The following is a 23860-nucleotide window of genomic DNA, read 5'->3' as shown; positions in this document are numbered from 1 at the left end:
GCCCCTTAGCGACGATCGTCGCGCTGCGGCCGCACGCCGGAGGTCTGAGCCTCCATCATGATGCGGTCGTACGACGTCGGATCGTTGCCGAGAATCTCGCCCTTGAAGACCCAGACCTTCACGCCGCAAACGCCGTAGGACGTGTGCGCCGTAGCCTCGGCATAATCGATGTTCGCGCGCAGCGTGTGCAACGGAACCCGACCCTCACGATAGCTCTCCGACCGTGCGATCTCGGCGCCGCCAAGACGGCCACCGCAGTTCACCCGGATGCCCTCGGCACCGAGACGCATCGCCGACTGGACCGCACGCTTCATGGCGCGGCGGAAAGCGATACGACGCTCGAGCTGATCGGCGATGCCCTGCGCGACGAGACGCGCATCGACTTCCGGCTTGCGGATCTCGACGATGTTCAGCGACACGGTCGACGACGTCATCTTGCCGATCGTCGAACGCAGCTTCTCGATGTCCGCACCCTTCTTGCCGATGATCACGCCGGGGCGTGCAGCGAAGATGGAGATGCGGGCCAGCTTTGCCGGACGCTCGATGACCACCTTGGAGATCGCGGCCTGCGGCAGCGTCTTCATGATGAATGCGCGGATCTTGAGATCCTCGAGCAGGAGCCGACCATAGTCGGCGCCTTCGGCGTACCAACGGCTATCCCAGGTACGGTTGATCTGCAGACGCAGACCGATGGGGTTGCTCTTCTGACCCATTATGCTTCTTCCTGCTCGCGCACGACGATGCGCAGACGGCTGAATGGCTTGAGAATGCGGGTCGACTTGCCGCGGCCGCGGGTAGCGAAGCGCTTCATCGTGATCGACTTGCCGACCGAAGCCTCGGCGACGACGAGTGCGTCGACGTCGAGGTTATGGTTGTTCTCGGCGTTGGCGATGGCCGAGGCCAGCACCTTGCGCGCTTCGATCGCCATGCCCTTGGTCGAGAAGGCGAGGATGTTCATCGCATCGCCGACCTTCTTCCCACGGATCAGCGCAGCCACGAGGCCGAGCTTCTGCGCGGAACCACGGATCTGCGTACCGACCGAAAGCGCCTCGTTGTCCGCGACCTTGCGCGGGCTGACTTGCTTAGACATCAGCGCTTGCCCTTCTTGTCGGCGGAGTGGCCGGGGAAGTAGCGCGTGGGCGCGAACTCACCGAGCTTCATGCCCACCATGTCTTCGTTGACCGAGACGGGCACGAACTTGCGGCCGTTATAGACGTTGAACGTGAGACCCACGAACGACGGCAGGATCGTCGAGCGACGCGACCAGGTCTTGATCGGCGAACGCGCGTTGGTGTCCTGGGCGGTTTCTGCCTTCTTGAGCAGATGAAGGTCCACGAAGGGGCCCTTCCAGACTGAACGAGCCATGTTAGCCCTTCCTCTTCGTCGAATGACGCGACCGGATGATCATCTTGTCGGTCGACTTGTTATGACGCGTGCGCGCACCCTTCGTCGGCTTGCCCCAAGGCGTAACCGGATGACGGCCACCCGAGGTACGGCCTTCACCACCGCCGTGCGGATGGTCGACCGGGTTCTTGGCGACGCCGCGCGTCAGAGGACGGATACCCATCCAGCGCGAACGGCCTGCCTTGCCCAGGTTCTGGTTCTGGTTGTCGGGGTTCGAGACCGCGCCAACCGTCGCCATGCAATCGCTGCGGATGTAGCGCTGCTCGCCCGAGTTCAGGCGGACCATCACCATGCCCTTGTCGCGACCGACGACCTGCACGTACGTGCCGGCCGAACGGGCGATCTGGCCACCCTTCATCGGCTTCATCTCCACGTTGTGGACGATGGTGCCGACCGGCATCTGACCGAGTTCCATGGCATTGCCTGGCTTCACGTCGGTCTTCTTGGCCGCGAGGACCTTGTCGCCAACGGCCAGACGCTGCGGCGCCAGGATGTAGGCGAGTTCCTCGTCCGGGTACTTGACCAGGGCGATAAACGCGGTGCGGTTGGGATCATACTCGATCCGCTCGACGGTGCCTTCGACGTCCCACTTGCGACGCTTGAAGTCGATGTAGCGGTACTTCTGCTTGTGACCGCCGGCGATGCCGCGCGAGGTCACATGGCCCTTGTTGTTACGACCGCCGGTCTTGTGCTTACCTTCGGTCAGCGCCTTGACGGGGCGACCCTTCCAGAGCGACGATTTGTCGACCAGGATGAGACCGCGGCGTGCCGGCGATGTCGGATTATAATGCTTGAGTGCCATGGCCTCAGATCCCCGTCGTCACGTCGATGGACTGACCGTCCTTCAACGTCACGATTGCCTTTTTCATGTCGGAGCGCGAGTAGTTCGTACCCTTCCACTTCTTGGTCTTGCCCTTCTGGACGAGCGTGTTCACGCCGACGACGTTCACGTCGAACAGCGCCTCAACGGCCGCCTTGATCTCGGGCTTCGTGGCATCGTTCGATACCTTGAACACGACCGCGTTGAACTCCGACAGGGTCGTCGTCTTCTCGGTGATGTGCGGGGCGAGGATAACGTCGTAATGACGATTATCGATGCCCGCCTTCTGCTTCTTAGCCATGGAAGCGCGCCTCCAGCTTTTCGACAGCGGCGCGCGTCAGCACCAGCGTGTCATGCTTCAGGATGTCGTAAACGTTCGCGCCGGCAGCCGGCATCACGTTCACTTCGTACAGGTTGCCCGCAGCGAATGCGAAGCTGGTGTCGACCATATCGCCGTCGATGACGAGCGCACGCTTGCCGAAGCCGAGCTTTGCGAGATCGCCCTGCAGCGTCTTGGTCTTGCCACCCTCGACAGCCAGGCTGTCCATGATGACCAGCGAACCCGCCTTGGCGTGGCTGCTGAGAGCCATCCGCAGGCCGAGCGAGCGAACCTTCTTGTTCAGCGACGGGTTGAAGTCACGGACGCGTGCGCCGTGTGCCTTACCACCACCGATGAACACAGGTGCGCGACGATCGCCGTGACGAGCCGTACCGCCGCCCTTCTGGCGACCGAACTTCTTGCCGGTGCGTGCGACGTCTGCGCGCTCACGGGTGCCACGAGCCGTCTCGCGACGCTTCTCGAGCTGCCAGGTGACGACACGGTGCAGGATGTCGGCGCGCGGATCGAGGCCGAAGACCTCGTCGTTGAGCTCGATGTCCGCTGCGTCAGTGCCGGCGAAAGATGAAACCTTGATCTTCACGCTCAGCCCTCCTGGCCGTCGGCTGCAGGTGCGTCGGTCGTTTCGGCCGGCGTGTCTGCTGCGGTGTTGCTGTTTGCGGTCTTGAGACCGGCGGGGAACGGTGCGTCGGCATGGCGCGCAACCTTCACCGAGTCCTTGACGAAGAGCCAGCCACCCTTGGATCCAGGAACCGAACCCTTGACGAACAGGAGACCACGCTCGACGTCCGTCGATACGATCTCGAGGTTCTGCTGGGTGCGATACTTGTCGCCCATGTGGCCGGCCATCTTCTTGTTCTTGAAGACCTTGCCCGGATCCTGGCGCTGACCGGTCGAACCGAGCGAACGGTGCGAGACCGACACGCCGTGGGTTGCCCGCAGACCGCCGAAGCCCCAACGCTTCATGCCGCCCTGGAAGCCCTTACCTTGGGTCTTGCCCTGGATATCGACGATCTGGCCTGCGACGTAGTGGTCGGCCGAGATCTCGGCGCCGACGTCGAGCAGGCCGTCTGCGTTCACGCGGAACTCATGGACGACAGCCTTAGGCTCCACTTCGGCCTTGCCGAAATGGCCGCGCTGCGGCTTTGCGACATTCTTCGACTTGGCGACACCTGCACCAAGCTGGACGGCAGTGTAGCCGTCACGATCCATTTCGCGAACGGAAACGACCTGATTGCCTTCGAGTGCCAGAACGGTGACCGGCACGTGCCGACCATCTTCCTGGAACAGGCGGGTCATCCCCATCTTCTTCGCGATCACGCCAGTACGCATGATCTTGTCCCTTCCTAGACAGAGGCCCCATCGGACTATTCCTCGGGGGCTTGCGGACCATGTCCGGAGCGAGCTCCATGATGCGTCCACCTGACCCCATCCCCGGCAGATGCCCTGAATGGAGTCGGTTCAACCCGGTAAATACGAAACGTGCCCCCGTCCCGGGCTGGTGCTTCCGCGATTGCGGAAGCGTGACGGGGGACGCTGCCCCGTCGGTTTTCACCGACGGCGGTATCCCAATGTAGAGCGGCGCGGGACCATTGCTGGTCAACCGCGCCGCGCCAGCCCTTAGGCCAGCTTGATCTCTACGTCCACCCCTGCTGCGAGGTCCAGCTTCATCAGCGCATCGACTGTCTGCGGCGTCGGCTGGACGATATCCAGCATACGCTTGTACGTGCGCACCTCGAACTGCTCGCGCGACTTCTTGTCGATGTGCGGGCCGCGGTTCACGGTGAACTTTTCGATGCGCGTCGGAAGGGGAATCGGACCGCGGATGAGCGCGCCGGTGCGGCGTGCGGTGTCGGCGATGTCGCCAGTGGCCTGATCGAGCACACGGTGATCGAACGCCTTCAGACGAATGCGGATATTGCTGTCCATAGTCCCTACCGATGCGAAAGAGCGGGCCCGTTTCCGGGCTCTTGCTGGTTGATGTTTAAACCGAAGGCGGGCCATTACGGGAGAGTCGGCGAAAACGCAACTGGGGGCAGGATGATTTTCGCTGCGGCACGTCGCACAAGTACGACCGCGAGCCTGCTAACGCGCGACCGGATTTCTAAGCGCCTTTGCCCGCCGGACGAATTCTGACACTATGTAGCGATCGGAAAGCTACCGTATGTCTCGGGCCCAGCGTCTTCTCGAATTGATTCAGGTACTACGCCAGCATCGACGGCCGGTTGCCGGTGCGGTTGTGGCGGAAGGACTCGGCGTGTCTCTGCGCACGGTCTACCGCGATATCGAGACGTTGAAAGCCCAGGGTGCACCTATCGATGGCGAAGCGGGCCTCGGCTATGTCCTCCGCCCGGGTTTCATGCTGCCGCCCTTGATGTTTTCAGAGGAGGAGATCGAGGCCCTCGTACTTGGGTCGCGCTGGGTCTCGGAGCGGGCCGACGGCCTGCTCGGCATGGCTGCACGTAACGTGTTGGCGAAGATCGGCGCCGTACTCCCCAAAGATCTTAAAGCGAGTATAGAAGCCTCCGGTCTACTGATAGGTCCCGGCGAACCGATCCAGGCCGGACACGGCGAGCTTGCTGAAATTCGTCAAGCGATCCGATCTGAACGCAAGCTCCAAATTGCCTATGCCGACGAAAACGGCGTTCCTACCGAGCGGATCGTCTGGCCGATCGCCCTCGCCTTTTACGATCGCGTGAGAGTCTTGGTCGCATGGTGTGAATTACGCGCTGACTACCGCCATTTCAGAATCGATCGCTTCGCCTCATTCGAATGCAAGGCGGAACGGTATCCACGTCGTCGCAGCCGGCTGCTCAAGGAGTGGCACGAAGTCCAGGGCGTTCCCGAACAATGACTGCTGACAGAAACTGACAGCCCTATGGTGCACCCCTCTCCCGTCGGCGCCGATCCTGCGCGCCGCAATTCCGGGAGGTATTCATGCCAGAGTTCAATTTTCTGCTTCTGCACGTACGCGACCACGCGGTTAGCGCGGTACTGTATCAGGAACTGCTAGGTATCCCCATCGTGGATCAGAAAGCCGATATCGCAATCCTGCCATTGCGCGACGGCATCATGCTCGGCCTGTGGTCACGTGACACCGTCGAACCGAAGAGCAGCGGACATACGGGCGCGAGCGAAATCGCTTTCGCGGTTGCCGACATATCCACTTTAGCGGCGACGCATGACGACTGGAGCCGGCGTGGCCTGACCATCATCCAGGCTCCTACCCTCATGAGCTTTGGCACCACTTTCGTAGCGCTCGATCCCGACGGTCACCGGTTGCGGGTATTTGCGCCTCCTATGGCGTGACCAATCCTTCGTGCCCCCGAGATCAGGCAGATAGAGTCGCTCGCCGGCCAAGTCGTTAGCCGCCTCTCACGGGTTCAATCGTCGGCCGTTTTGGGTCGCCCGTCTCCAAACACGAAAAAGCCCGGCCTCTCTCGCGAGAAGCCGGGCTCTTCGATCAACTCCCGAAGGAGAGGATGCTTACTTGTCGATCTGGCTCACGACGCCTGCACCGACGGTACGGCCGCCTTCGCGGATCGTGAAGCGCTGGCCCACGTCCATGGCGATCGGTGCGATCAGCTTGATGCCGAGCGACACGTTGTCGCCTGGCATGACCATCTCGGTGCCCTCAGGCAGCTCGACGGTGCCGGTCACGTCCGTCGTACGGAAGTAGAACTGCGGGCGGTAGTTGGCGAAGAACGGCGTGTGACGGCCACCCTCTTCCTTCGACAGCACGTACACTTCCGAGTTGAAGTCGGTGTGCGGCTTGATCGTGCCTGGCTTGCAGAGCACCTGGCCACGCTCGACTTCGTCGCGTGCAACGCCGCGGATCAGTGCGCCGACGTTATCGCCAGCCTGGCCCTGGTCGAGCAGCTTGCGGAACATTTCGACGCCCGTGACCGTGGTCTTGCGGACGGTTGGGTGGATGCCGACGATCTCGACTTCCTCGCCAACCTTGACGATGCCGGTCTCGACGCGGCCGGTGACGACCGTACCACGACCCGAGATCGAGAACACGTCCTCGATCGGCATCATGAACGGCTTGTCGAGCGGACGCTCGGGCTGCGGGATGTAGTCGTCGACAGCCTGCATCAGCTCGGTGACGGCGTCGGCGCCGAGCTTCTGGTTCGAACCCGACAGTGCGCAGGTAGCCGAACCCTTGATGACGGGGATGTCGTCGCCCGGGAAGTCGTACGAGCTGAGCAGCTCGCGGATTTCCATCTCGACCAGCTCGAGGATTTCCTCGTCGTCGACCAGATCGACCTTGTTCATGAACACGACCATTGCGGGCACGCCGACCTGGCGTGCGAGCAGGATGTGCTCACGGGTCTGTGGCATCGGGCCATCGGTCGCCGAAACGACGAGGATCGCGCCGTCCATCTGGGCTGCGCCGGTGATCATGTTCTTCACATAATCGGCGTGGCCCGGGCAATCGACGTGCGCGTAGTGACGGTTGGCCGTCTCGTACTCGACGTGTGCGGTCGAGATCGTGATGCCGCGCTCGCGCTCCTCGGGAGCCTTGTCGATGTTGGCGAAGTCGACGGCGGTACCGCCGGTCGTCTCTGCCAAAACCTTCGTGATCGCAGCGGTGAGCGACGTCTTGCCATGATCGACATGACCGATGGTGCCGATGTTGAGATGCGGCTTGTTCCGCTCAAATTTTGCCTTGGCCATTGTTTCCTACCTTCTGATTCGTATTCCGGTGCCACCCCGGGAACCGCGCGAACGCGGCCCAATAGCGGCTGTTAAAGCGTTGCGCCAGCCCCTGCTTGGGGAGAGGCCGACGCGGAAGTAAATTCCGCGTCGTCGAACTTCGGTCGCTGACCGAAGCCGGCCGGCCTTTCGGCGTCTCCGAGCCAGGAAAACCTGGCTCGGTGCGCCTCGGGCTTACGCCAGCTTAGCCTTCACCTCGTCAGCAACGTTCTGCGGCACTTCGTCATAGTGCGAGAACTGCATCGAGTACTGCGCGCGACCCTGCGTGAACGAACGGAGCGAGTTCACGTAGCCGAACATGTTCGCCAGCGGGACCATCGCCTCGACCGTCTGCGCGTTGCCGCGGCTGTCGGTGCCCTGGATCTGGCCACGACGGCTGTTCATGTCGCCGATGACGTCGCCCAGGTAATCTTCCGGGGTGACGACCTCGACCTTCATGACCGGCTCGAGCAGCGTGATGCCCGACTTCTGTGCGACTTCGCGCATCGCGCCACGTGCACAGATTTCGAACGCCAGTGCCGACGAGTCGACGTCGTGATACGCGCCGTCATATAGCACGATCTCGAAATCGATGATCGGGAAGCCGACCAGCGAACCCGAAGCAGCGGTTTCGCGGAAGCCCTTCTCGATCGCAGGCAGATATTCCTTCGGAATGTTGCCGCCCTTGATCTCGTCCTTGAACGTGATGCCCGAACCGCGCTCGCCCGGCGTGACCTTGACCTTCACGCGACCAAACTGGCCGGTACCACCCGACTGCTTCTTGTGCGTGTAGTCGACGTCGACCGGCTTCTTCAGATACTCGCGATATGCGACCTGAGGAGCGCCGACGTTCGCCTCGACCTTGAACTCACGCTTCATGCGATCGACCAGGATCTCGAGATGGAGCTCGCCCATGCCCTTGATGATGGTCTGGCCCGACTCGGGGTCGGACGACACGCGGAACGAAGGATCTTCACGTGCGAGACGATTGAGCGCGACGCCCATCTTCTCTTGGTCTGCCTTGGTCTTCGGCTCCACCGACAGCTCGATCACGGGCTCGGGGAATTCCATCCGCTCGAGAATGATCGGTGCGTTCATCGCGCAGAGCGTGTCACCGGTCGTGGTATCCTTGAGACCCGCGAGAGCGACGATGTCGCCAGCGAAAGCCTCCTGGATGTCCTCACGGCTGTTCGCATGCATAAGCAGCATGCGGCCGACCTTTTCCTTCTTGTCCTTGACCGAGTTGGTGACCTGCGATGCGGTCTCCAGCTTGCCCGAATAGATGCGGGCGAAGGTCAGCGTGCCGACGAACGGATCGTTCATGATCTTGAACGCGAGTGCCGAGAACGGAACGTCGTCCGACGAAGGACGCTCGTCCGGCGTCACGCCGTCGAGCTTCAGACCCTGAATCGCGGGAACGTCGAGCGGCGAAGGCAGATAGTCGACGACGGCGTCGAGCAAAGGCTGAACGCCCTTGTTCTTGAACGCCGAACCGCAAACGACGGGAACGAACGCCATGCTCAGCGTACCCTTGCGGATCAGCTTCTTGAGGTCGGCGACGCTCGGCTCGTTACCTTCGAGATAGGCCTCCATGAGGGCATCGTCCTGCTCGACGGCCATCTCGATCAGCTCGCTGCGATACTTCGCAGCCTTCTCGACCAAATCCTCGGGGATCTCGGCATATTCGAACTTCGCGCCGAGGCTCTCTTCGAGCCAGATGATCGCGCGGTTCTCGACGAGATCGACGAGGCCCTTGAAGCCGCCTTCCATGCCAATCGGAAGATACAGCACGGCCGGACGCGCCCCGAGACGATCGATGATCGAGTTCACGCAGAAGTAGAAATCGGCGCCGGTGCGGTCGAGCTTGTTGACGAAGCACATGCGCGGCACGCCGTACTTGTCGGCCTGACGCCACACGGTCTCGGACTGCGGCTCGACGCCGGCAACGCCGTCGAAGCAGGCAACCGCGCCATCGAGCACGCGGAGCGAACGCTCGACTTCGATCGTGAAGTCGACGTGGCCGGGCGTATCGATGATGTTGATAAGGTGCTCTTCGCCCTTACCTTCTTCGGCGCGCCACTTGCAGGTGGTCGCAGCCGACGTGATCGTGATCCCGCGCTCCTGCTCCTGCTCCATCCAATCCATCGTCGCGGTGCCTTCGTGCACTTCGCCGATCTTGTAGGACTTGCCGGTGTAATAGAGGATGCGCTCGGTCGTCGTCGTCTTACCGGCGTCGATGTGCGCCATGATGCCGATGTTGCGGTAACGGTCGAGCGGATGGCTGCGGGCCATGATCGTGCTTCCTTAAGGATATGGGGAGCCGAACGTGCCGGCTCCCCAATATATAGGTGTTTGCATGACAGGCGAAAGACCGCCCGTCACACGGATAGCAATGCTAGGCTTCAAAGCCCGCTGTTACCAGCGGCAGGAAGCCCGCTGTTACCAGCGGTAGTGCGAGAATGCACGGTTGGCTTCCGCCATCCGGTGCGTATCTTCACGCTTCTTGACCGCGTTGCCACGGTTGTTGGCGGCATCCATCAGCTCACCCGACAGCCGTGCGGCCATCGTGTTCTCGCTGCGCGAACGCGCCGCACCGATCAGCCAGCGAATCGCCAGCGCCTGTGCGCGCTCGGGACGAACCTCGACCGGCACCTGGTACGTTGCACCACCGACGCGGCGCGAACGGACTTCGATGCCCGGCTTCACGTTGTTCAGCGCATCGTGGAAAACGCCGATCGGATCGCGCTTGGCGCGGCTCTCGACGGTTTCGAATGCACCGTACACGATCAGCTCTGCGACGGACTTCTTGCCGTCCAGCATGACGCTGTTCATGAACTTCGACAGAACCTCATCCCCGAACTTGGGATCAGGCAGGATGACCCGCTTTTCGGGACGACGACGACGTGCCATTTTGTATTCCTTCTAAACTTCAGCCTTGATGATCGCAAATATGAGCGATCGGCTTACTTCGGACGCTTGGCGCCGTACTTGGAACGCGACTGACGCCGGTCCTTCACACCCTGTGTATCGAGCACGCCGCGCAGGACGTGATAGCGAACACCGGGAAGATCGCGGACACGACCGCCACGGATCAGGACAACCGAATGCTCCTGAAGATTGTGGCCCTCGCCCGGGATGTAGCTGATGACTTCGCGCTGGTTGGTCAGGCGAACCTTGGCCACCTTGCGCAGAGCCGAGTTCGGCTTCTTCGGGGTCGTCGTGTAAACGCGCGTGCAAACGCCACGCTTCTGCGGATTTGCTTCCATCGCAGGGACCTTCGACTTGGCCTTCTGCGGATCGCGGCCCTTGCGGACCAGCTGGTTGATCGTCGGCATTGAAGCCTTCACCTTTCAAGTGGTTACTTTGCTGGAGCCATGAGGCGCCTGAGAATACAAAAAGGACCATAGGAACGCGGAAGCGCCCCTCAGGTCCTGGAATGCATCCAGCAATGTTCAAGCATGCCCGGCGGGAAACACTCCCGAAGAACAGGCCGCGCCTATAGGTCAGGACGAGGTGCGGGTCAACGGGTTGGAATCGGATGGGGCTGGCGAAGGATTGGCTTCGTGGGCGGAGACAATGGCTCCCGCGAATCCGACGACGACACCTCTTCTCATCCTCCCCCGCCAGGGGGAGGTGGCACCGCAGGTGACGGAGGGGGAGGAACACGAAACCTGCGTTGTCGCCCCCTCCCCCTCCGCCTGGCAAACGCCAGCCACCTCCCCCTCGCGGGGGAGGATTGAAGCACTCCTCTATCGCGAACGCGTCCCGAGCACGGCAAGCAAAGTCTTCTCGAATCGCGCGGGGTCCTCGACCTGCGGCGAGTGGCCCAGCCCCTCGAGCATCACCAGGTTCGCATTCGGCATCTGCTTCACCGCCCGCGGTGCGACCATCGGCACCGGCTCGAGAAACTTGCGCAAATTCGCCGGCGCCTGAGCCCGGCCGAACGCGGTCTTGTCCAGCGTGCCAACGATCAGGGTAGTCGAAGGCGTGATCCGGTACAGTTCATGCGCGACCGATTGCGTCTTGATCATCTCGCTGGTCTTGGCCTGCGCGAGCGCCACGGTGTCGCGCCCTGCCCCTTGGTACATGCCCGCCTGCATCCAGACCCAGCGATCATACGACGGCTTCCACACGCCGTGATAATAGTTTTCGAGCTGGTACGCCTTGATCGACGCGTAGCTCGTCTTCTTCTCGTTCGCCCACAGCGTGTCGACGTCGGTATAGGGCACGCCCTCCTCGCCGCGATCCTTGAGGCCGAGCGGATTGACGAGCACCAGCTTCTCGACCGACGCCGGGTAGAGAATGGCGTACCGCATCGCGAGCATGCCGCCCATCGAGTGCCCGACGATCGTCGCCCGCGTGATACCACGTGATTCGAGCAGCCGCTTGGTGAACGTCGCGAGCATCTCGAAGCTGTACTGCGCCGCGCGAGGCTTGGACGATTTGCAGAAGCCGATCTGGTCTGGGACGATCACCCGGTAGCCGACCTCGCTCAGCGCCCGCGCGGTACTGCCCCAGGTCGCGCCGCAGAAGTTCTTGCCGTGGAGGAGCACGACCGTGCGACCATTGGGCCGCTGCGGCGCGATATCCATGAACGCCATCTGCGCAGGGCTACCGACGATATCGACTTCCATCGTCTGGACGGGCCACGGGTAGGTGAAGCGTTCGAGCTGCGGCCCGAGGTCCGACACCTGTGGAACCGGCCCCGCCCCCATGAGCAACGCCGCGACCGGCAGCGCCAGCATCATCAATCCCGCCTTCATACGATTACGCTTTCCTACATCCAACGAGACGGCTTAAGGTTAACGGGCAAACCATGCACCGTGCAACGCATCATCCTTACGATGATGGTTGCGGGGACCTCGCGGGACGAATTGCACGCGAGACGCTTGCCCTTCGCGAAAACGCTGGGTAAGGGGCGCGTCCGTGTAGGAGTGTAGCTCAGTTGGTTAGAGCGTCGGTCTCCAAAACCGAAGGCCCTCGGTTCGAATCCGAGCACTCCTGCCACCCCCTTTAAATTCCCGGCAAAAATTGCGGCGGTTGCTCCCGCCGCTTTCGCGCGTCTATCGCGATTGCAGAAATTGCATTCCATAATGCAATTTTCGCAATTGATCTATGATGTGCTGCGATGCACAACGATCAGGCCTTTCAGGCATCCTCTCCTAAAAACTTTTACGGCCGGTCTTGTACCGGCCTTTTTTTTCGCCTGCGTTCGGCGTACACCTCGGGTGCCGTCGTCAAGCCGAACGATAAATAGAAACCGTGGGAGCGGAGCCGCCGGTCAAACCGGCACCGGTAAGACGATCGTGCGGGGGATCGAGTGACCCAAGCGCTCTCCCCCGCCACTTCTCCCGGTCACCGCCGTGTCGCTTTCGATACGACGCCCGCCCCTCTCCTGCCCCGCACTTGCTTTCGCCTGTGACGGCAGCTATCTGCCGCGCTTCCGACAGCGAGGACGGACCTGCCGCCGCTGCCCTTCACAGGGAGCGGCTAGTGGGTCTATGTCTCGCATCTCAGTTTCTCAATCAGCGGGTTCGAAGAACATCGTGGCGAAGACGTCCCCCCTCGAATTCATCCAGCAGGTCCGCAACGAGACCGCGAAGGTCACGTGGCCGACGCGTCGCGAGACGGTCATGACCGGCGTGATGGTGGTGATCATGACGACGATCCTCGCGCTGTTCTTCCTGGGCGTCGACTCGATCCTGCAAGCGATCGTCTCCGCCCTCCTCAAACTCGCTCAGTAAGCAAGGTTCCGTCATGGCGCGCTGGTACATCATTCACGCCTATTCGGGCTTCGAGGGCAAGGTCCGCGACTCGATCATGGCCGAGGCGACCCGGATGGGTCTCGAACAGCTCGTCGAGCAGATCGAAGTCCCCACCGAAACCACCACCGAGGCCCGTCGCGGCAAGAAGATCGCGGTCGAGCGCAAGTTCATGCCGGGCTACGTGCTGGCAAAGCTGAACATGAACGACGACGTGTATCACCTGGTGAAGAACACGCCGAAGGTCACCGGCTTCCTCGGCAGCATGGGCAAGCCGCAGGCGATCAGCGAGGCGGAAGCCACGCGGATGCTGAACAGCAAGGAAGAAGCCGCCGCTGCGCCCAAGCAGAAGGTCAAGGTCGACTACGAGATCGGCGACCAGGTCAAGGTCCTCGACGGCCCGTTCGCGACCTTCAATGGCTTGGTAGAAGAACTCGATTTCGACCGCAGCCGCGTCAAGGTTTCGGTGTCGATCTTCGGGCGTGCGACGCCTGTGGAGCTCGAGTTCGAGCAGGTCGAAAGAAGCAAGTAAGCCGCAGAGCGGCGCGCTTGCGGCCGCACACGATTAGCCAGCAGCTAATCGCGAGACGGCCTCGACCGGCCGGCGGGCCAAAGGCCCGGCCGACGACGCGGGATTTACTCCCGCGTCGCGCTTTGTTGTGACGAACGCCAATCCAACACACTTCTGTCGATCATTGACCGAATTTCGGCATTCCGCAAAAAACGCCCAATGCATACGGCAGTCGAGATCAGGGCGCATTCGTCCGCGCCCTGTGCCGCCGGCATGACGGATGACGAGCGTACATCGATCGTCTCTATCTCTATCGCTATCCGCCAACCCGCAGATCGGCGACATCATGCTCTGGTGCGGGCGCGCGCGAAAGCTCAGCGTGAGAGAACCCAGTACTGACACTTCGGGCGGGTAGCGCGTGATTAACCATTATGCGGGGAGTTCCCTGACCGGGTTCCACAGGACCGACACGACAAGGCTGAAGAAGACCGAGCGCAATGCTCTGGCGAAATTGACCGGTACGCTGGTAGACGACCTGACGCGACAAAACGCCACAGCGACGGAGCCGACAACACCAATATGCCAAAGTCGCGGAGGGCATGATGAACAGCGCATTCGACAAGATCGCAGCAGGGTTGGAGGACGCCATCGCGTTCGCCCATGGCGATACGGATCGCGGGCGAGTGGCGACAGTGGACGTCCGCGCCGCACGAGCAGCGACTAAGCTGAGTCAAGGTGCTTTCACCGAGACCTATCGCGTCGCGGATATCGACAAGGCTAACGGCTCTGCTGCGCTGTTAACAATCATGCAAACCTCCCGCCTGCCGCTTCGCCGCCACAAACCTGAAGACAAGCTCCCCTTCCAAGGGCAAGATTAGTTAGAGAAACGCGCGTTGCGCCGGTTTCTCGTCGTGGCTTCGTATCGACGCGTCATCTTGGTCCAGCGGCAAAGCTATCACCGGGATTGGCTCGTCAAACAGGCAGAATTTTTGGATTGGCAGGGGTGAGACGCTGCGGAGTGCATCTGGATCGTCCTGCAATCTTATGCGGAGGTCCATGAGCAAGCGCCCGAGGACGTTCTGCCCATTCAACGTGTCATCGTCCTGCGGCATCGCCCCCCAATAGCTGTCCTTCCGAGAATCCTCGACTATCGGACGATTGCCGGTCGACAGCAGCAGTTGGGAAAATTTCTGCCAGTTATAGATCAGCTTTACCCGAAGGCACCATTTCATCACCTTGACGCGAACCCCATCCCAATCGGGCCGGGATTGGTTGCGATAAGGCTTCGACCGCATCTTGGCGGTCATCGGGCTACCCTCCCCGAGAATGATCCGCTGAACCTCCGGCAAATGCGGAAAGCGACACGCCTGATATAGCGCCTCGGAAGTTCTGATCCGATGTCCGAGCACGACGACAGGAAAGCCGGGAGCCATATTCGAAAGCCCCCCAAATGCCTCGGCGGTCTTCCGAAACCGGACGACATCCTTGGTTTGGTAAGTTCGAATCTGCGTCTCGTTCATCGGTCTCAGTTCGCCTTGCGTGGAAAGAGTGGATACCATGGATCGCCCGCCCAAAATACCAGCGGTGCGTTGTTTGGGCAGTTACGATACGTGACGATCGTAGAACCGAATCCGAGGGACTCGAACATCGTGCGACCCAAGGGGCGCATATATTTATCGAAGTTTGGGCACATATTCAGCACCCGAACACCTTGGGCGAGAAACTCCTGCTCCAAAAGATGACGACCTGCCTCGCCAGAGAATATGCCCCTGGGGCTTTTGCCGCCAATCGTACGAATAAGCGGAGGCTCATCGAAATTGGCCACATAGGTTTGCGTCGCTGGATCGGGAGGTATGGCAACGGGCCTTAGCACGTCGGAATTGTTGATCTTAAATTTGCGGTCCTCGAACGACGCAGCACGCCACCAATTCAAGTCAATTGTTTTACCCACTGCTTGGGCGGCGCCTAAAATCTTGTTTTCGGAATACCACTCGCCAAGCGCGTGCGAGCCAATCAACAAAACTGCCAGTTTTGCTTTGGCAGGTGCAGCTCCAACAACCCAGTTTTTTAGATTCGACCGAATTCGACCGCCTGAGAAAAGAACATCGTCCAAGTACAAATAGGTGTGTGGCGTCGCGCCGCATGACGCCAATGTGAGCCCACACTGGCGTTGAAGAGACTTGTCCAGAATCTCAATCATGTCGTTCTGACTGTTCCCGGCTGTCTGCAGTTTCAAAACCTTCACGCCCTGCCAGAACTGAGCTGGGTTGGCCCCGGCGAAATTGGCGCTAACAACAATGTCGTCGATAAAGGCCTGGACGTCGCTGCGCGTAAAATAGGTCTGGCTGAATACGTGTAAAAGCTCCACGAGAATTGGATCGCGCGACGCTGGAGCGAATTGCGATATCCATTTTTCCACGTGCGCGACATCCGGCGCTGGTATTTCGCCCGTACGATAGTCCGCAATTAACGCCGCTAATGCGGCACCCAAATTTGGTGTACTGGCCATAATCACTCCTCAGTCTCGCGCCTCTAGCGAGAGCTGAGAAGTCGGTCACGAACTTGATATAGATTAGATCTGTAATGGATCATTTTCTGGTGCCCAATTGCGTAATCAGTGGTCGCTGGCCTTTTCACCATGACAACACGACGGTTCACTTACTATCCTTCAGCCGCCACCCGCCGAACAGCGCAACATCCGGGTCATGCGGTGTCTTTGTCGGGTCGGCCTTGCTCCAGCCGGTGACCTGATCGAGTGCCGGCAGGCGCACCGGCGCCGGATACGGGTTGATCAGCGTCGGTTCGCCGCGTTCGTTTCGGGCGGCTTCGGCGATATCGAAGGCTTCGCGGGCGCGGGCTTGGCGGGCTTCGTACATTGCCGACAGGCGGTAGCTGTGCGCGTCGCTCGATTCGCCGCGGCGGCGCTTGATGTGCGGTGGCTCCTCCTGCAGGTGGACCGTCCGGTTGTGCAGGTGGAGGAGCTGGAGCGCCTGGTTCGCGGTCATCGGCGGGATCGGTGGGGGAGCGTTGTGACGCCATTCGTCATGGTCGTGCGAGCCCGGCAGGGTACCGGCTAACAGCGCGAACTCGACCGACTCGTAGCCGGCCGCGAGCGCCAGGCGCATCTCGCGGGCGAAGGCGGGGCTGGCTTTGCGGCGGGCGTAGAAGGCGGAGTGGCTGAACCCGGCGGCGGCGGCCGAGAGGCGGATGTTGGCGGTGACGGAGAGCGCGGTGAGGAAGGCTTGCTCGGCGGCGTGGTCGAGGCGGTTGGCGGGCGGGCGACGGAGCTGGAGGCGGCCGTTGGCGGTTCTTGTCGTGGTGGGGGATCCGGTTGGGATGGCGGCGTTCTTGGCACTCCCCTCCCCCGACCCCTCCCGCAGGCGGGAGGGGAGGTTTAGGGCCGCTGAGGCCAAGGCCAGCGCGGCGTTCCATTTTGCCGCGAAGGCGGGGTGGGCGGCGCGGCGTTTGGTGAAGGTGGAGCGGTTGTAGCCTAGCGTGCTGGCGGCTTCGCGAGCGTTGCCGGTGCGGCGGAGGGCGGCGAGGAACGCGTCGTTCTGTGCGGCCTGGCGGCGGGTGAACTGATCGGGGGTGGAGGGGCGCGCCATCGCTAGTGGGTCTGCCTCGATATCCTACATTGCAAGGGGCTTGTGCTGGGGGCGTGGTTTTCGAGTTTGTTTCCCCGCGACGGCGGGGACCCAGACTGGGCTCGCGCCTTCGCGGGAGAACAAGGGAGCGCAGTCTTTAGTAGGATTGGTTCACGCGAAGGCGCGAGGGCGCGAAGAGAAGTCAGAGGAGCAGAAGATTCGGGGTTCGCGCGGAGGCGCGGAGACGCGGAGGAGAAGGGACGCCGAGAAGAAGGAGGGAGCAGGGTGTTGCCGCTTTGCGGGTTTTGGGGTATGGGCGCCGGCTTCCACCTTCACTGTTGGAATTGCGGGAGGTTGCCGAGAGGTAGCCGCCATCACCGCTAGGCTCACACAAAGAGAGTGACATGGCTAAAAAGATTACCGGATACATCAAGCTGCAGGTCCCTGCAGGCGAGGCAAAGCCCGCACCGCCGATCGGGCCTGCGCTGGGTCAGCGCGGCGTGAACATCATGGAGTTCTGCAAGGCGTTCAACGCCGGCACGAGCGAACTGAAGAAGGGCATGCCGATCCCGACCGTCATCACGGTCTATGCGGATCGCTCGTTCTCGTTCGAGACCAAGACCCCGCCAGCATCGTACCTGATCAAGGAGGCCGCTGGTCTCAAGTCGGGTTCGAAGGAGCCGGGCAAGGTCGTCGCCGGCACGATCAAGCGCTCGCAGCTGAGCGAGATCGCCACGACGAAGATGAAGGACCTCAACGCCAACGATATCGACGCTGCGACGAAGATCATCGAAGGCAGCGCCCGCGCAATGGGCCTCGAAGTGGTGGAGGGCTGAGATCATGGCTAAGCTGAGCAAGAAGCAGAAGGCCGTCACGGTCGACCTCGTCAAGCTGCACGGCATCGACGAGGCCATCGGTCTCGCACGGTCGGGCGCCACGTCGAAGTTCGACGAGACGATCGAAGTCGCGCTGAATCTGGGCGTCGATCCGCGTCACGCAGACCAGATGGTCCGCGGCGTCGTCACGCTGCCCAAGGGCACCGGCAAGACCGTCCGCGTCGGCGTGTTCGCCCGCGGCGCGAAGGCTGAAGAAGCCCTCGCAGCAGGCGCAGACGTCGTCGGCGCCGAAGACCTGATGGAAATCATCCAGGGTGGCACGATCGATTTCGATCGCTGCATCGCGACCCCGGACATGATGGGCATCGTCGGTCGCCTCGGTAAGGTGCTGGGTCCCAAGGGCCTGATGCCGAACCCGAAGCTCGGCACGGTGACGATGAACGTCGCCGCCGCGGTTCAGGCAGCCAAGGGCGGCCAGATCGAATACCGCGTCGAGAAGGCCGGCATCATCCACTCGGGCATCGGCAAGGCGTCGTTCCCGGCAGAAGACCTGCGCGCGAACTTCGACGCACTGGTCGACGCAGTGGTGAAGGCCAAGCCGACCGGCGCCAAGGGCAAGTACGTCCAGAAGGTCGCGATCTCGTCGACCATGGGTGCAGGCATCAAGGTCGACACGACCGAGGTTGCTGGCGCGTAAGCCCAAGCCGCACGGGGTTAGTGCAAGCTAACCCCGAGACGGCGACAGGCCGGCCGGCGCGGGCAACCGCGACCGACGAGGACGGGATTTACTCCCGTCCCGCCGCTGAGACAGAAAAGGGCCGGGAGCAATCCCGGCCCTTTTTTGCGTGCTTCGACCGCGGCATCGCCAAAGTCCGTGTTTGCGCAGGTATCGGTCCACGCTGTTGCGATGCCAACGACGATGCTGGGTCGAAATCGCAGATGCGCAATTGGTGCCGGATCTTTCACTCAGGACGCCACGCCCGCGGTGCACTTTGACTCATAAGGCCTCACGCTCGGCGGAGAGGCGATCGTCGCGCCGTTGACCAGCAACTGTACTCTCGCCGCCCCGATCGTCCGGGCGCGCGTCATGTCGATCCAGGCGGCAAATTCCTGGGCCGAGGAATAATTGTCGAACACCAGGAACTGCTGCGCCCCCGGAGCAGGCGACACGGTCAGGCCCTGGCCGCTCGCCGTGACGATTTGCCACAAACGGGGTTGGGTTTCCTCTTCCCGCACCAGCGTATGAAGGACGGGATCGGTATCGCCGTCGAGGAGCGTAACCGCCTGCTTGCCTTCGGTGTAATATTCCGTGCCAGACACGACGTGTCGCATCAGATAACGCATCGTGACCTTCGCACGCAGCGCGCATTTTTCCGGCACAGATACCTGTTCGAGGTCGATCGAGGCGGTGGTCGCGGATCGCAGGCGACCATTTTCTACCAAATCCTGCCCGGTCGCGAGAAAGGCCTGTGGCAGTATATTGCCGTTTTCTGGAAGCTGGGGGACGATCGTCAGGTTGACGATCTTATTGCCGACAACATCGAGACCGCGTTCGCTCTCTCGGATGATCGTCATCGCTCCAGGCTCGATATCGATGTTCAGCTTCTCGTATTGCTGGACGATATCCGCACTCGTCATGTGGCTCCGCGATGCCTTGCCCGATATGCCGACATCGCCCAGCGCCTTGATCGGCGGCGCGAGGCTGACGTCGAGCGAAGCATCGCTCGTCGTCGACAGCTTCGCGATATCCTGGACCCGGTTATCGGTGGCTGCGATCGTATAACCGGCGAATTCGAACCCCTTGCCGACCGGCACGATCGTGACCGTCGTGTGCATCAACCGGTCCCCGACACCGGCCGAACGCGGCTTCTGAACCGAGACGACCAGTGTCCGATCCAACGCCGGTAGCACCGTCGGTCCGATAGCGTGCTCGCCATCGATCGGCATCGCGAGCTTTTTGCGAAGGGCCGCAGCATCACCGGCGCCACCCACTTGCGCGATATACGCGGCCTGCCCCTCTCCGGTCAGGTCGCGCAATCGTGTCGGAGGGCGGGATTCGCTGGGCATGGCGAACGAGTATACCGCGACAATCGGCTTTTCGCCGCTGTCGCTCGTCCTTGAGACGAGCGTCGCCCAACGGCGGTCCTCCGGATGGGCGCACGCCCCGAGCAACAGCACGGCGAGGAGATAGGATCTTTTCATTTCGCACCGCCATCGTCATGCGCATTGCCGTCGCCATCGAATGCAGCTTCAAACTGACTAGTGTTCAACGTACAGACAAAGGCTTCGAGCGTGCCGCCGCCAAACTGCGATTTAACATCATGTTGGGCCAAAGGAAGGATGTCGGCACGCGGCCAAGCTGCAGCGGCGGATGACGGGTTGATAGAAACCGTCTTCATCAAGGCATTAAAACTGCCCAACAACGCGACCTGCACGGGATCCTGCGTCGTTCCGTATAGGTAATATTTCAGTATCAACCCGAACATGATCATACCCCCCCCTACCGATCTCCCCATAGCATTATTAGCTGAAAGCATCGGGACGCTTAACCTACGCCTTTTTTCATCGTATTAACCGCGTAGTTTGATCGGTTCTGGTCGAGGTCTGATTAGAAAGGCAGAGTTTAGCATCCATTTCGGATAAGATATTGCCCGGACCCTGTTATTGACCCTGTCGTGATTGGACGCCGCGACAACAAACCCTTCGACTACGATCCATGATATCCACTTGCTCGTAACGGCCTCAACGTTGCTTGGCGAAACGTCGAGGTGCGTGCTGGGCTAGCCGCAATGCCGTCGAACTTGACTCTCCCGCAATTTCCGCTAAGCGGCACCTTCGTTCGGCGGGCTTGCTCGTCGAACTCCGTCCGAGACAGTGGGTGCAGCGGGTTTGCCGGTGCTTAATCTCCCACCTAGACGGGGAATGAGATTTTGTCGGCCCATCTGCGCGCCGCCCCTCTCCCATGCCCCATCGACGAGACACCCCGGAAGCGCGGGTTTGTCTGCGCCTCCGGTTAGTAACCGGGTCCACTGCGCAAGCGGTGAACTCGTAAAACGTGGAGAATGGCATGGATCGTGATCAAAAGACCGCGGCCGTAGCCGAGCTGAACCGCACCTTTTCCGAGGTCGGCGTCGTCGTTGTCACGCGCAACCTCGGCCTGACCGTCGCACAGTCCACTGTGCTGCGGAACAAGATGCGCGACGCCGGCGCGACCTACAAGGTCTCGAAGAACAAGCTTGCCAAGATCGCAATGGACGGCACCGACTACAGCTCGCTGGGCGACATGCTCACGGGTCCGGTCGGTCTGGCCAGCTCCATCGATCCCGTCGCGGCCGCCAAGGTGGTCGTGGAATTCGCGAAGACGAACGACAAGTTCGAAATCGTGGGTGGGGCGATGGGCGCGACGACCCTCGACGTCGACGGTGTGAAGGCGCTCGCAACGCTGCCCTCGCTGGACGAACTGCGTGCCAAGATCGTTGGCCTCATCGTGGCACCCGCCACGAAGCTGGCAACGATCACGCAGGCTCCGGCAGCGCAGCTCGCGCGCGTGCTTTCCGCCTACGCGGAGAAGGAAGCCGCCTGATCTTGCAGGCCTTTCGTTACCTTTTTGAACTGATGGGGCACGAGCCCCGAGATGGAGATTTATCATGGCAGACCTGAACGCGCTCGTTGAGAGCCTGAGCGAACTGACCGTTCTCGAAGCAGCTGAGCTTTCGAAGCTGCTCGAAGAGAAGTGGGGCGTTTCGGCCGCAGCAGCGGTCGCAGCACCGGCAGCAGGCGGCGGCGCCGCTGCTCCTGCAGCAGAAGAGCAGACCGAATTCGACGTCATCCTGACCGGCGACGGTGGCAAGAAGATCAACGTCATCAAGGAAGTCCGTGCGATCACCGCGCTCGGCCTGACCGAAGCCAAGACGCTGGTCGAGTCGGCTCCCAAGGCCGTCAAGGAAGGCGTGTCGAAGGACGAGGCAGCCAAGATCAAGGCTCAGCTCGAAGCAGCTGGCGCGACCGTCGAGGTCAAGTAAGCCGCGGCGGGAGAGACGCTTCAGCCACGCTGAAGCGCACTCCCCCGCAAGGCCGGCCGGCGGCATCTATGCCGACCGACGAAGCAGGGGCTTTGCCCCTGCTGGCCGCAGCTAAGAAAAAGGGCGGCCCCAGCGATGGGGTCGCCCTTTTTCGTTGTGCCGATACCGTCGTGGTCCGCAGTACATGGTAGTCACAGCGGAATACACGCTGACGGAGCGTACCTCACCGTTACATCAGCCTTTCCAACTGGGCCCCGGCCTTCGCCGGGGTGGCGCGTTCGGATCAGGCGGTCCGAGCCTCATACAGCAGCGCGTCGTCCGCACTCTTATCGGTCGCATAAAGATCGCGCGGGTGCACAGTCCACCCCCGCCACGTCAGCCCGGTCCTCACGCCAACAAACAAGGCCGAGCCCACCAGCGCTGCGAACAGCCCGACCCACAGCGCATCGAACACCATCAGCGCCCACACGATCGGCAATGGCTGGCCCAAGGCGAGCTTGTGATTGGCCATATGCAGCGCCTGCGCCGGGCCGAACGCGACGGCCGCCAAGACGCTAAGGACGATCCCGGCGGGCAGGAGGGACGTCATCGCCCGCTTCGGCGTCACCGATGCGTCCTCGATCAACGCGCCGACGATGTAGATCAGGAAGCCACCCTGAATGATCCCCGAAACGATCTGAAGCGGAACGGCGATCGCCGGTGGCAGATCTTGCTTGTCCAGCCACATGAACGGCGATGCGACCGCCAGCCCCACGACCAATCCGACGACCACCCGGACGAAGGTCATCGGCGGAACCAGCAACGTCCGACGAACCGACCGTATCGACCAGAACCGCGCGACCGCGAGAATGCCGATGACGAACCCCGCGATCTTCACGTAGCCGAAGCCCCAGCGTAGCGGATCGTTGGCGAGCGCACGAAACTGCTCGACCGATACGAACATGCCGAGGTGGATTTCCGCGATATGTTGCAGAAACTCCGGCACCACCGCGATCGCCAGGACCAGCGGTGCCGCCCTCACGGCGCGTCCGCCGAGCCGATACGTCTCCACGACGGCACGCCCCATGCCGAGGATCGCGCCGACGATGCGCCCGCCGATCCCGAGTCTTTCGCTACGATCGCTCATGCCGTTTCCCCCTCTGCCGTGAAACTCAGGATGTCGCCCGGCTGGCAGTCGAGCGCGGTGCAGATCGCCTCCAGCGTCGAGAAGCGGATCGCCTTGGCCTTGCCGGTCTTCAGGATGGACAGGTTCGCCATCGTGATGTCGACCGCCTGCGACAACTCAGTCAGCGTCAGCCCACGCGCCGCGAGCATGCCGTCGAGCGTGACGATGACGGGCATCAGACGGTCATCGCCAGATCGTCGCGCATGCCCGCCCCCACGCGGAACACGCGGGCGAGCACGAACAGCATGACGACCGCGATCCATCCGGTAAAAGAAGGAGTCCAGGTGACGAAATCGACGTTGATCCGGTTGAAATAGAGCGCGGTCGCCCCGAGGACGAGGTCGAGCGACTGCAGTACGAGCAGCGCCCAGCCGATCCGCTGGAGCCGGTCTGCATTGATCGCGACGAATGGGTCACCGACGCGCACGCTTTCGACGATCGCGATCAGACGAGTGAACAGCTGGTGCACGGCGACGGCCGCCGCGATCGAGATAACGCCGAGCAACCGCATGATCGCCACCGTCTCCGGGACGTGTCGGCCGTGATATTTAACCGCTATCTGCGCGGTCAGTGCGTCGGCGAAAACGAACGACAAGACGATCGCAACGGCGAAACCGATCGCGGACGTCCAGTTCACTCCGTTGGCAAACCGCAGCACGCCGTTCGCGATACCCAAAAACCGATCCCGCATGACGCCCTCCGTTTATCGATAAACAATATG

30 protein-coding genes and 1 tRNA gene are annotated in these 23860 nt (G+C 61.7%); 10 read left to right on the top strand and 21 right to left on the bottom strand.

Annotated elements, in window-relative coordinates:
* Nucleotides 1-5: 5 nt before the first annotated feature.
* The 8 genes from rpsC to rpsJ form a co-directional block, all read right to left on the bottom strand.
* Nucleotides 6-713, bottom strand: a complete 708-nt coding sequence (gene rpsC, locus ASF09_RS01695; RefSeq protein ID WP_055872646.1) for a 30S ribosomal protein S3 — start codon at nucleotides 711-713, stop codon at nucleotides 6-8.
* Nucleotides 713-1090 carry a 50S ribosomal protein L22 gene (rplV, locus tag ASF09_RS01690; RefSeq protein WP_056047621.1) on the bottom strand — a complete coding sequence of 126 codons (378 nt, stop codon included), beginning with the start codon at nucleotides 1088-1090 and terminating at the stop codon, nucleotides 713-715. Before rplV ends, rpsC begins: the two co-directional genes overlap by 1 nt.
* Entirely contained in the window at nucleotides 1090-1365 is a 276-nt protein-coding gene (rpsS, locus tag ASF09_RS01685) for a 30S ribosomal protein S19 (RefSeq protein ID WP_031393761.1), read from the bottom strand. Before rpsS ends, rplV begins: the two co-directional genes overlap by 1 nt.
* 1 nt (nucleotide 1366) lies before the next feature.
* The gene (gene rplB / locus ASF09_RS01680; RefSeq protein WP_055872649.1) at nucleotides 1367-2206 is read right to left on the bottom strand and encodes a 50S ribosomal protein L2; all 840 of its coding nucleotides are present in this window, start codon (nucleotides 2204-2206) and stop codon (nucleotides 1367-1369) included.
* A 4-nt stretch (nucleotides 2207-2210) separates the two neighbouring features.
* Complete coding sequence (locus tag ASF09_RS01675) at nucleotides 2211-2525, bottom strand: 50S ribosomal protein L23 (protein ID WP_056047618.1); 315 nt, start codon at nucleotides 2523-2525, stop codon at nucleotides 2211-2213.
* On the bottom strand, nucleotides 2518-3144 hold the full coding sequence (gene rplD / locus ASF09_RS01670; RefSeq protein WP_056047616.1) for a 50S ribosomal protein L4: 627 nt from the start codon (nucleotides 3142-3144) through the stop codon (nucleotides 2518-2520). The genes ASF09_RS01675 and rplD overlap by 8 nt, the downstream gene beginning before the upstream one ends.
* 2 nt (nucleotides 3145-3146) lie before the next feature.
* Nucleotides 3147-3893: a 50S ribosomal protein L3 gene (gene rplC, locus ASF09_RS01665; RefSeq protein WP_056060507.1), complete on the bottom strand. Its 747-nt coding sequence runs from the start codon at nucleotides 3891-3893 to the stop codon at nucleotides 3147-3149.
* A 288-nt stretch (nucleotides 3894-4181) separates the two neighbouring features.
* The gene (gene rpsJ / locus ASF09_RS01660; protein WP_007406109.1) at nucleotides 4182-4490 is read right to left on the bottom strand and encodes a 30S ribosomal protein S10; all 309 of its coding nucleotides are present in this window, start codon (nucleotides 4488-4490) and stop codon (nucleotides 4182-4184) included.
* Between the two features lie 235 nt (nucleotides 4491-4725).
* Between rpsJ and ASF09_RS01655 the strand changes: the two genes are divergently transcribed.
* Complete coding sequence (locus ASF09_RS01655) at nucleotides 4726-5415, top strand: helix-turn-helix transcriptional regulator (RefSeq protein WP_060524131.1); 690 nt, start codon at nucleotides 4726-4728, stop codon at nucleotides 5413-5415.
* 83 nt (nucleotides 5416-5498) lie between these two features.
* Nucleotides 5499-5870, top strand: coding sequence for a VOC family protein (locus ASF09_RS01650; protein WP_060524129.1), 372 nt, complete (start codon nucleotides 5499-5501; stop codon nucleotides 5868-5870).
* Between the two features lie 177 nt (nucleotides 5871-6047).
* Here the strand turns inward: ASF09_RS01650 and tuf are convergent, their stop codons facing one another.
* The 5 genes from tuf to ASF09_RS01625 all read right to left on the bottom strand — a co-directional run bounded on the left by tuf (nucleotide 6048) and on the right by ASF09_RS01625 (nucleotide 12007).
* On the bottom strand, nucleotides 6048-7241 hold the full coding sequence (gene tuf, locus ASF09_RS01645) for an elongation factor Tu (RefSeq protein WP_031393767.1): 1194 nt from the start codon (nucleotides 7239-7241) through the stop codon (nucleotides 6048-6050).
* A 213-nt stretch (nucleotides 7242-7454) separates the two neighbouring features.
* Complete coding sequence (fusA, locus tag ASF09_RS01640) at nucleotides 7455-9551, bottom strand: elongation factor G (RefSeq protein WP_056047600.1); 2097 nt, start codon at nucleotides 9549-9551, stop codon at nucleotides 7455-7457.
* A 147-nt stretch (nucleotides 9552-9698) separates the two neighbouring features.
* Entirely contained in the window at nucleotides 9699-10169 is a 471-nt protein-coding gene (gene rpsG, locus ASF09_RS01635; protein WP_031393769.1) for a 30S ribosomal protein S7, read from the bottom strand.
* A 53-nt stretch (nucleotides 10170-10222) separates the two neighbouring features.
* On the bottom strand, nucleotides 10223-10594 hold the full coding sequence (gene rpsL / locus ASF09_RS01630) for a 30S ribosomal protein S12 (RefSeq protein ID WP_010164594.1): 372 nt from the start codon (nucleotides 10592-10594) through the stop codon (nucleotides 10223-10225).
* 414 nt (nucleotides 10595-11008) lie between these two features.
* Nucleotides 11009-12007 carry an alpha/beta fold hydrolase gene (locus tag ASF09_RS01625; RefSeq protein WP_082444041.1) on the bottom strand — a complete coding sequence of 333 codons (999 nt, stop codon included), beginning with the start codon at nucleotides 12005-12007 and terminating at the stop codon, nucleotides 11009-11011.
* Nucleotides 12008-12189: 182 nt separating this feature from the next.
* On the opposite strand from ASF09_RS01625, the gene ASF09_RS01620 reads away from it, so the two are divergent.
* The 4 genes from ASF09_RS01620 to ASF09_RS01605 all read left to right on the top strand — a co-directional run bounded on the left by ASF09_RS01620 (nucleotide 12190) and on the right by ASF09_RS01605 (nucleotide 14410).
* Nucleotides 12190-12266: transfer RNA gene (locus tag ASF09_RS01620), tRNA-Trp, on the top strand.
* A gap of 539 nt (nucleotides 12267-12805) precedes the next feature.
* Nucleotides 12806-13003, top strand: coding sequence for a preprotein translocase subunit SecE (gene secE, locus ASF09_RS01615; RefSeq protein WP_056047594.1), 198 nt, complete (start codon nucleotides 12806-12808; stop codon nucleotides 13001-13003).
* Nucleotides 13004-13016: 13 nt separating this feature from the next.
* On the top strand, nucleotides 13017-13553 hold the full coding sequence (gene nusG, locus ASF09_RS01610; RefSeq protein WP_055872668.1) for a transcription termination/antitermination protein NusG: 537 nt from the start codon (nucleotides 13017-13019) through the stop codon (nucleotides 13551-13553).
* 578 nt (nucleotides 13554-14131) lie between these two features.
* A complete protein-coding gene (locus ASF09_RS01605) occupies nucleotides 14132-14410 on the top strand; it encodes a hypothetical protein (protein WP_060524125.1) in 279 nt (92 codons plus the stop codon).
* Here ASF09_RS01605 and ASF09_RS01600 read toward each other — a convergent pair whose 3' ends face one another.
* The 3 genes from ASF09_RS01600 to ASF09_RS01590 form a co-directional block, all read right to left on the bottom strand.
* Nucleotides 14411-15052: an NADAR family protein gene (locus ASF09_RS01600; protein ID WP_060524123.1), complete on the bottom strand. Its 642-nt coding sequence runs from the start codon at nucleotides 15050-15052 to the stop codon at nucleotides 14411-14413.
* 5 nt (nucleotides 15053-15057) lie between these two features.
* A complete protein-coding gene (locus ASF09_RS01595) occupies nucleotides 15058-16041 on the bottom strand; it encodes a phosphoribosyltransferase-like protein (RefSeq protein ID WP_156359127.1) in 984 nt (327 codons plus the stop codon).
* Between the two features lie 145 nt (nucleotides 16042-16186).
* Nucleotides 16187-17137 (bottom strand): hypothetical protein, encoded by a 951-nt coding sequence (locus tag ASF09_RS01590; protein WP_060524120.1) that lies wholly within the window; start codon nucleotides 17135-17137, stop codon nucleotides 16187-16189.
* Nucleotides 17138-17520: 383 nt separating this feature from the next.
* Between ASF09_RS01590 and rplK the strand changes: the two genes are divergently transcribed.
* Nucleotides 17521-17952 (top strand): 50S ribosomal protein L11, encoded by a 432-nt coding sequence (rplK, locus tag ASF09_RS01585; RefSeq protein ID WP_056047586.1) that lies wholly within the window; start codon nucleotides 17521-17523, stop codon nucleotides 17950-17952.
* 4 nt (nucleotides 17953-17956) lie between these two features.
* Nucleotides 17957-18649, top strand: a complete 693-nt coding sequence (rplA, locus tag ASF09_RS01580) for a 50S ribosomal protein L1 (RefSeq protein ID WP_056047582.1) — start codon at nucleotides 17957-17959, stop codon at nucleotides 18647-18649.
* Between the two features lie 269 nt (nucleotides 18650-18918).
* Here the strand turns inward: rplA and ASF09_RS01575 are convergent, their stop codons facing one another.
* Complete coding sequence (locus ASF09_RS01575; RefSeq protein ID WP_060524118.1) at nucleotides 18919-20154, bottom strand: hypothetical protein; 1236 nt, start codon at nucleotides 20152-20154, stop codon at nucleotides 18919-18921.
* Nucleotides 20151-20444: a hypothetical protein gene (locus ASF09_RS01570; protein ID WP_060524116.1), complete on the bottom strand. Its 294-nt coding sequence runs from the start codon at nucleotides 20442-20444 to the stop codon at nucleotides 20151-20153. Before ASF09_RS01570 ends, ASF09_RS01575 begins: the two co-directional genes overlap by 4 nt.
* Before the next feature lie 575 nt (nucleotides 20445-21019).
* On the opposite strand from ASF09_RS01570, the gene rplJ reads away from it, so the two are divergent.
* Together rplJ and rplL are read left to right on the top strand one after the other, a co-directional pair.
* On the top strand, nucleotides 21020-21535 hold the full coding sequence (gene rplJ / locus ASF09_RS01565) for a 50S ribosomal protein L10 (RefSeq protein ID WP_055879768.1): 516 nt from the start codon (nucleotides 21020-21022) through the stop codon (nucleotides 21533-21535).
* 64 nt (nucleotides 21536-21599) lie between these two features.
* Nucleotides 21600-21974: a 50S ribosomal protein L7/L12 gene (gene rplL, locus ASF09_RS01560; protein WP_056047577.1), complete on the top strand. Its 375-nt coding sequence runs from the start codon at nucleotides 21600-21602 to the stop codon at nucleotides 21972-21974.
* A 283-nt stretch (nucleotides 21975-22257) separates the two neighbouring features.
* On the opposite strand, the gene ASF09_RS01555 is transcribed toward rplL, so the two are convergent.
* From ASF09_RS01555 to ASF09_RS01545, 3 genes are read right to left on the bottom strand one after another with little or no spacing between them, the layout of a single operon-like run.
* On the bottom strand, nucleotides 22258-23100 hold the full coding sequence (locus tag ASF09_RS01555; protein ID WP_060524115.1) for a hypothetical protein: 843 nt from the start codon (nucleotides 23098-23100) through the stop codon (nucleotides 22258-22260).
* Nucleotides 23097-23315, bottom strand: a complete 219-nt coding sequence (locus tag ASF09_RS01550) for a helix-turn-helix domain-containing protein (RefSeq protein ID WP_060524113.1) — start codon at nucleotides 23313-23315, stop codon at nucleotides 23097-23099. The genes ASF09_RS01555 and ASF09_RS01550 overlap by 4 nt, the downstream gene beginning before the upstream one ends.
* Nucleotides 23315-23830, bottom strand: a complete 516-nt coding sequence (locus tag ASF09_RS01545; RefSeq protein ID WP_060524111.1) for a DUF2975 domain-containing protein — start codon at nucleotides 23828-23830, stop codon at nucleotides 23315-23317. Before ASF09_RS01545 ends, ASF09_RS01550 begins: the two co-directional genes overlap by 1 nt.
* Nucleotides 23831-23860 lie beyond the last annotated feature (30 nt).

It is taken from the genome of Sphingomonas sp. Leaf242, assembly GCF_001422045.1.
Taxonomy (GTDB): Bacteria; Pseudomonadota; Alphaproteobacteria; order Sphingomonadales; family Sphingomonadaceae; genus Sphingomonas.
Note: the sequence above shows the minus strand (reverse complement) of the source record. Positions and strands in the feature narration are given on the sequence as shown.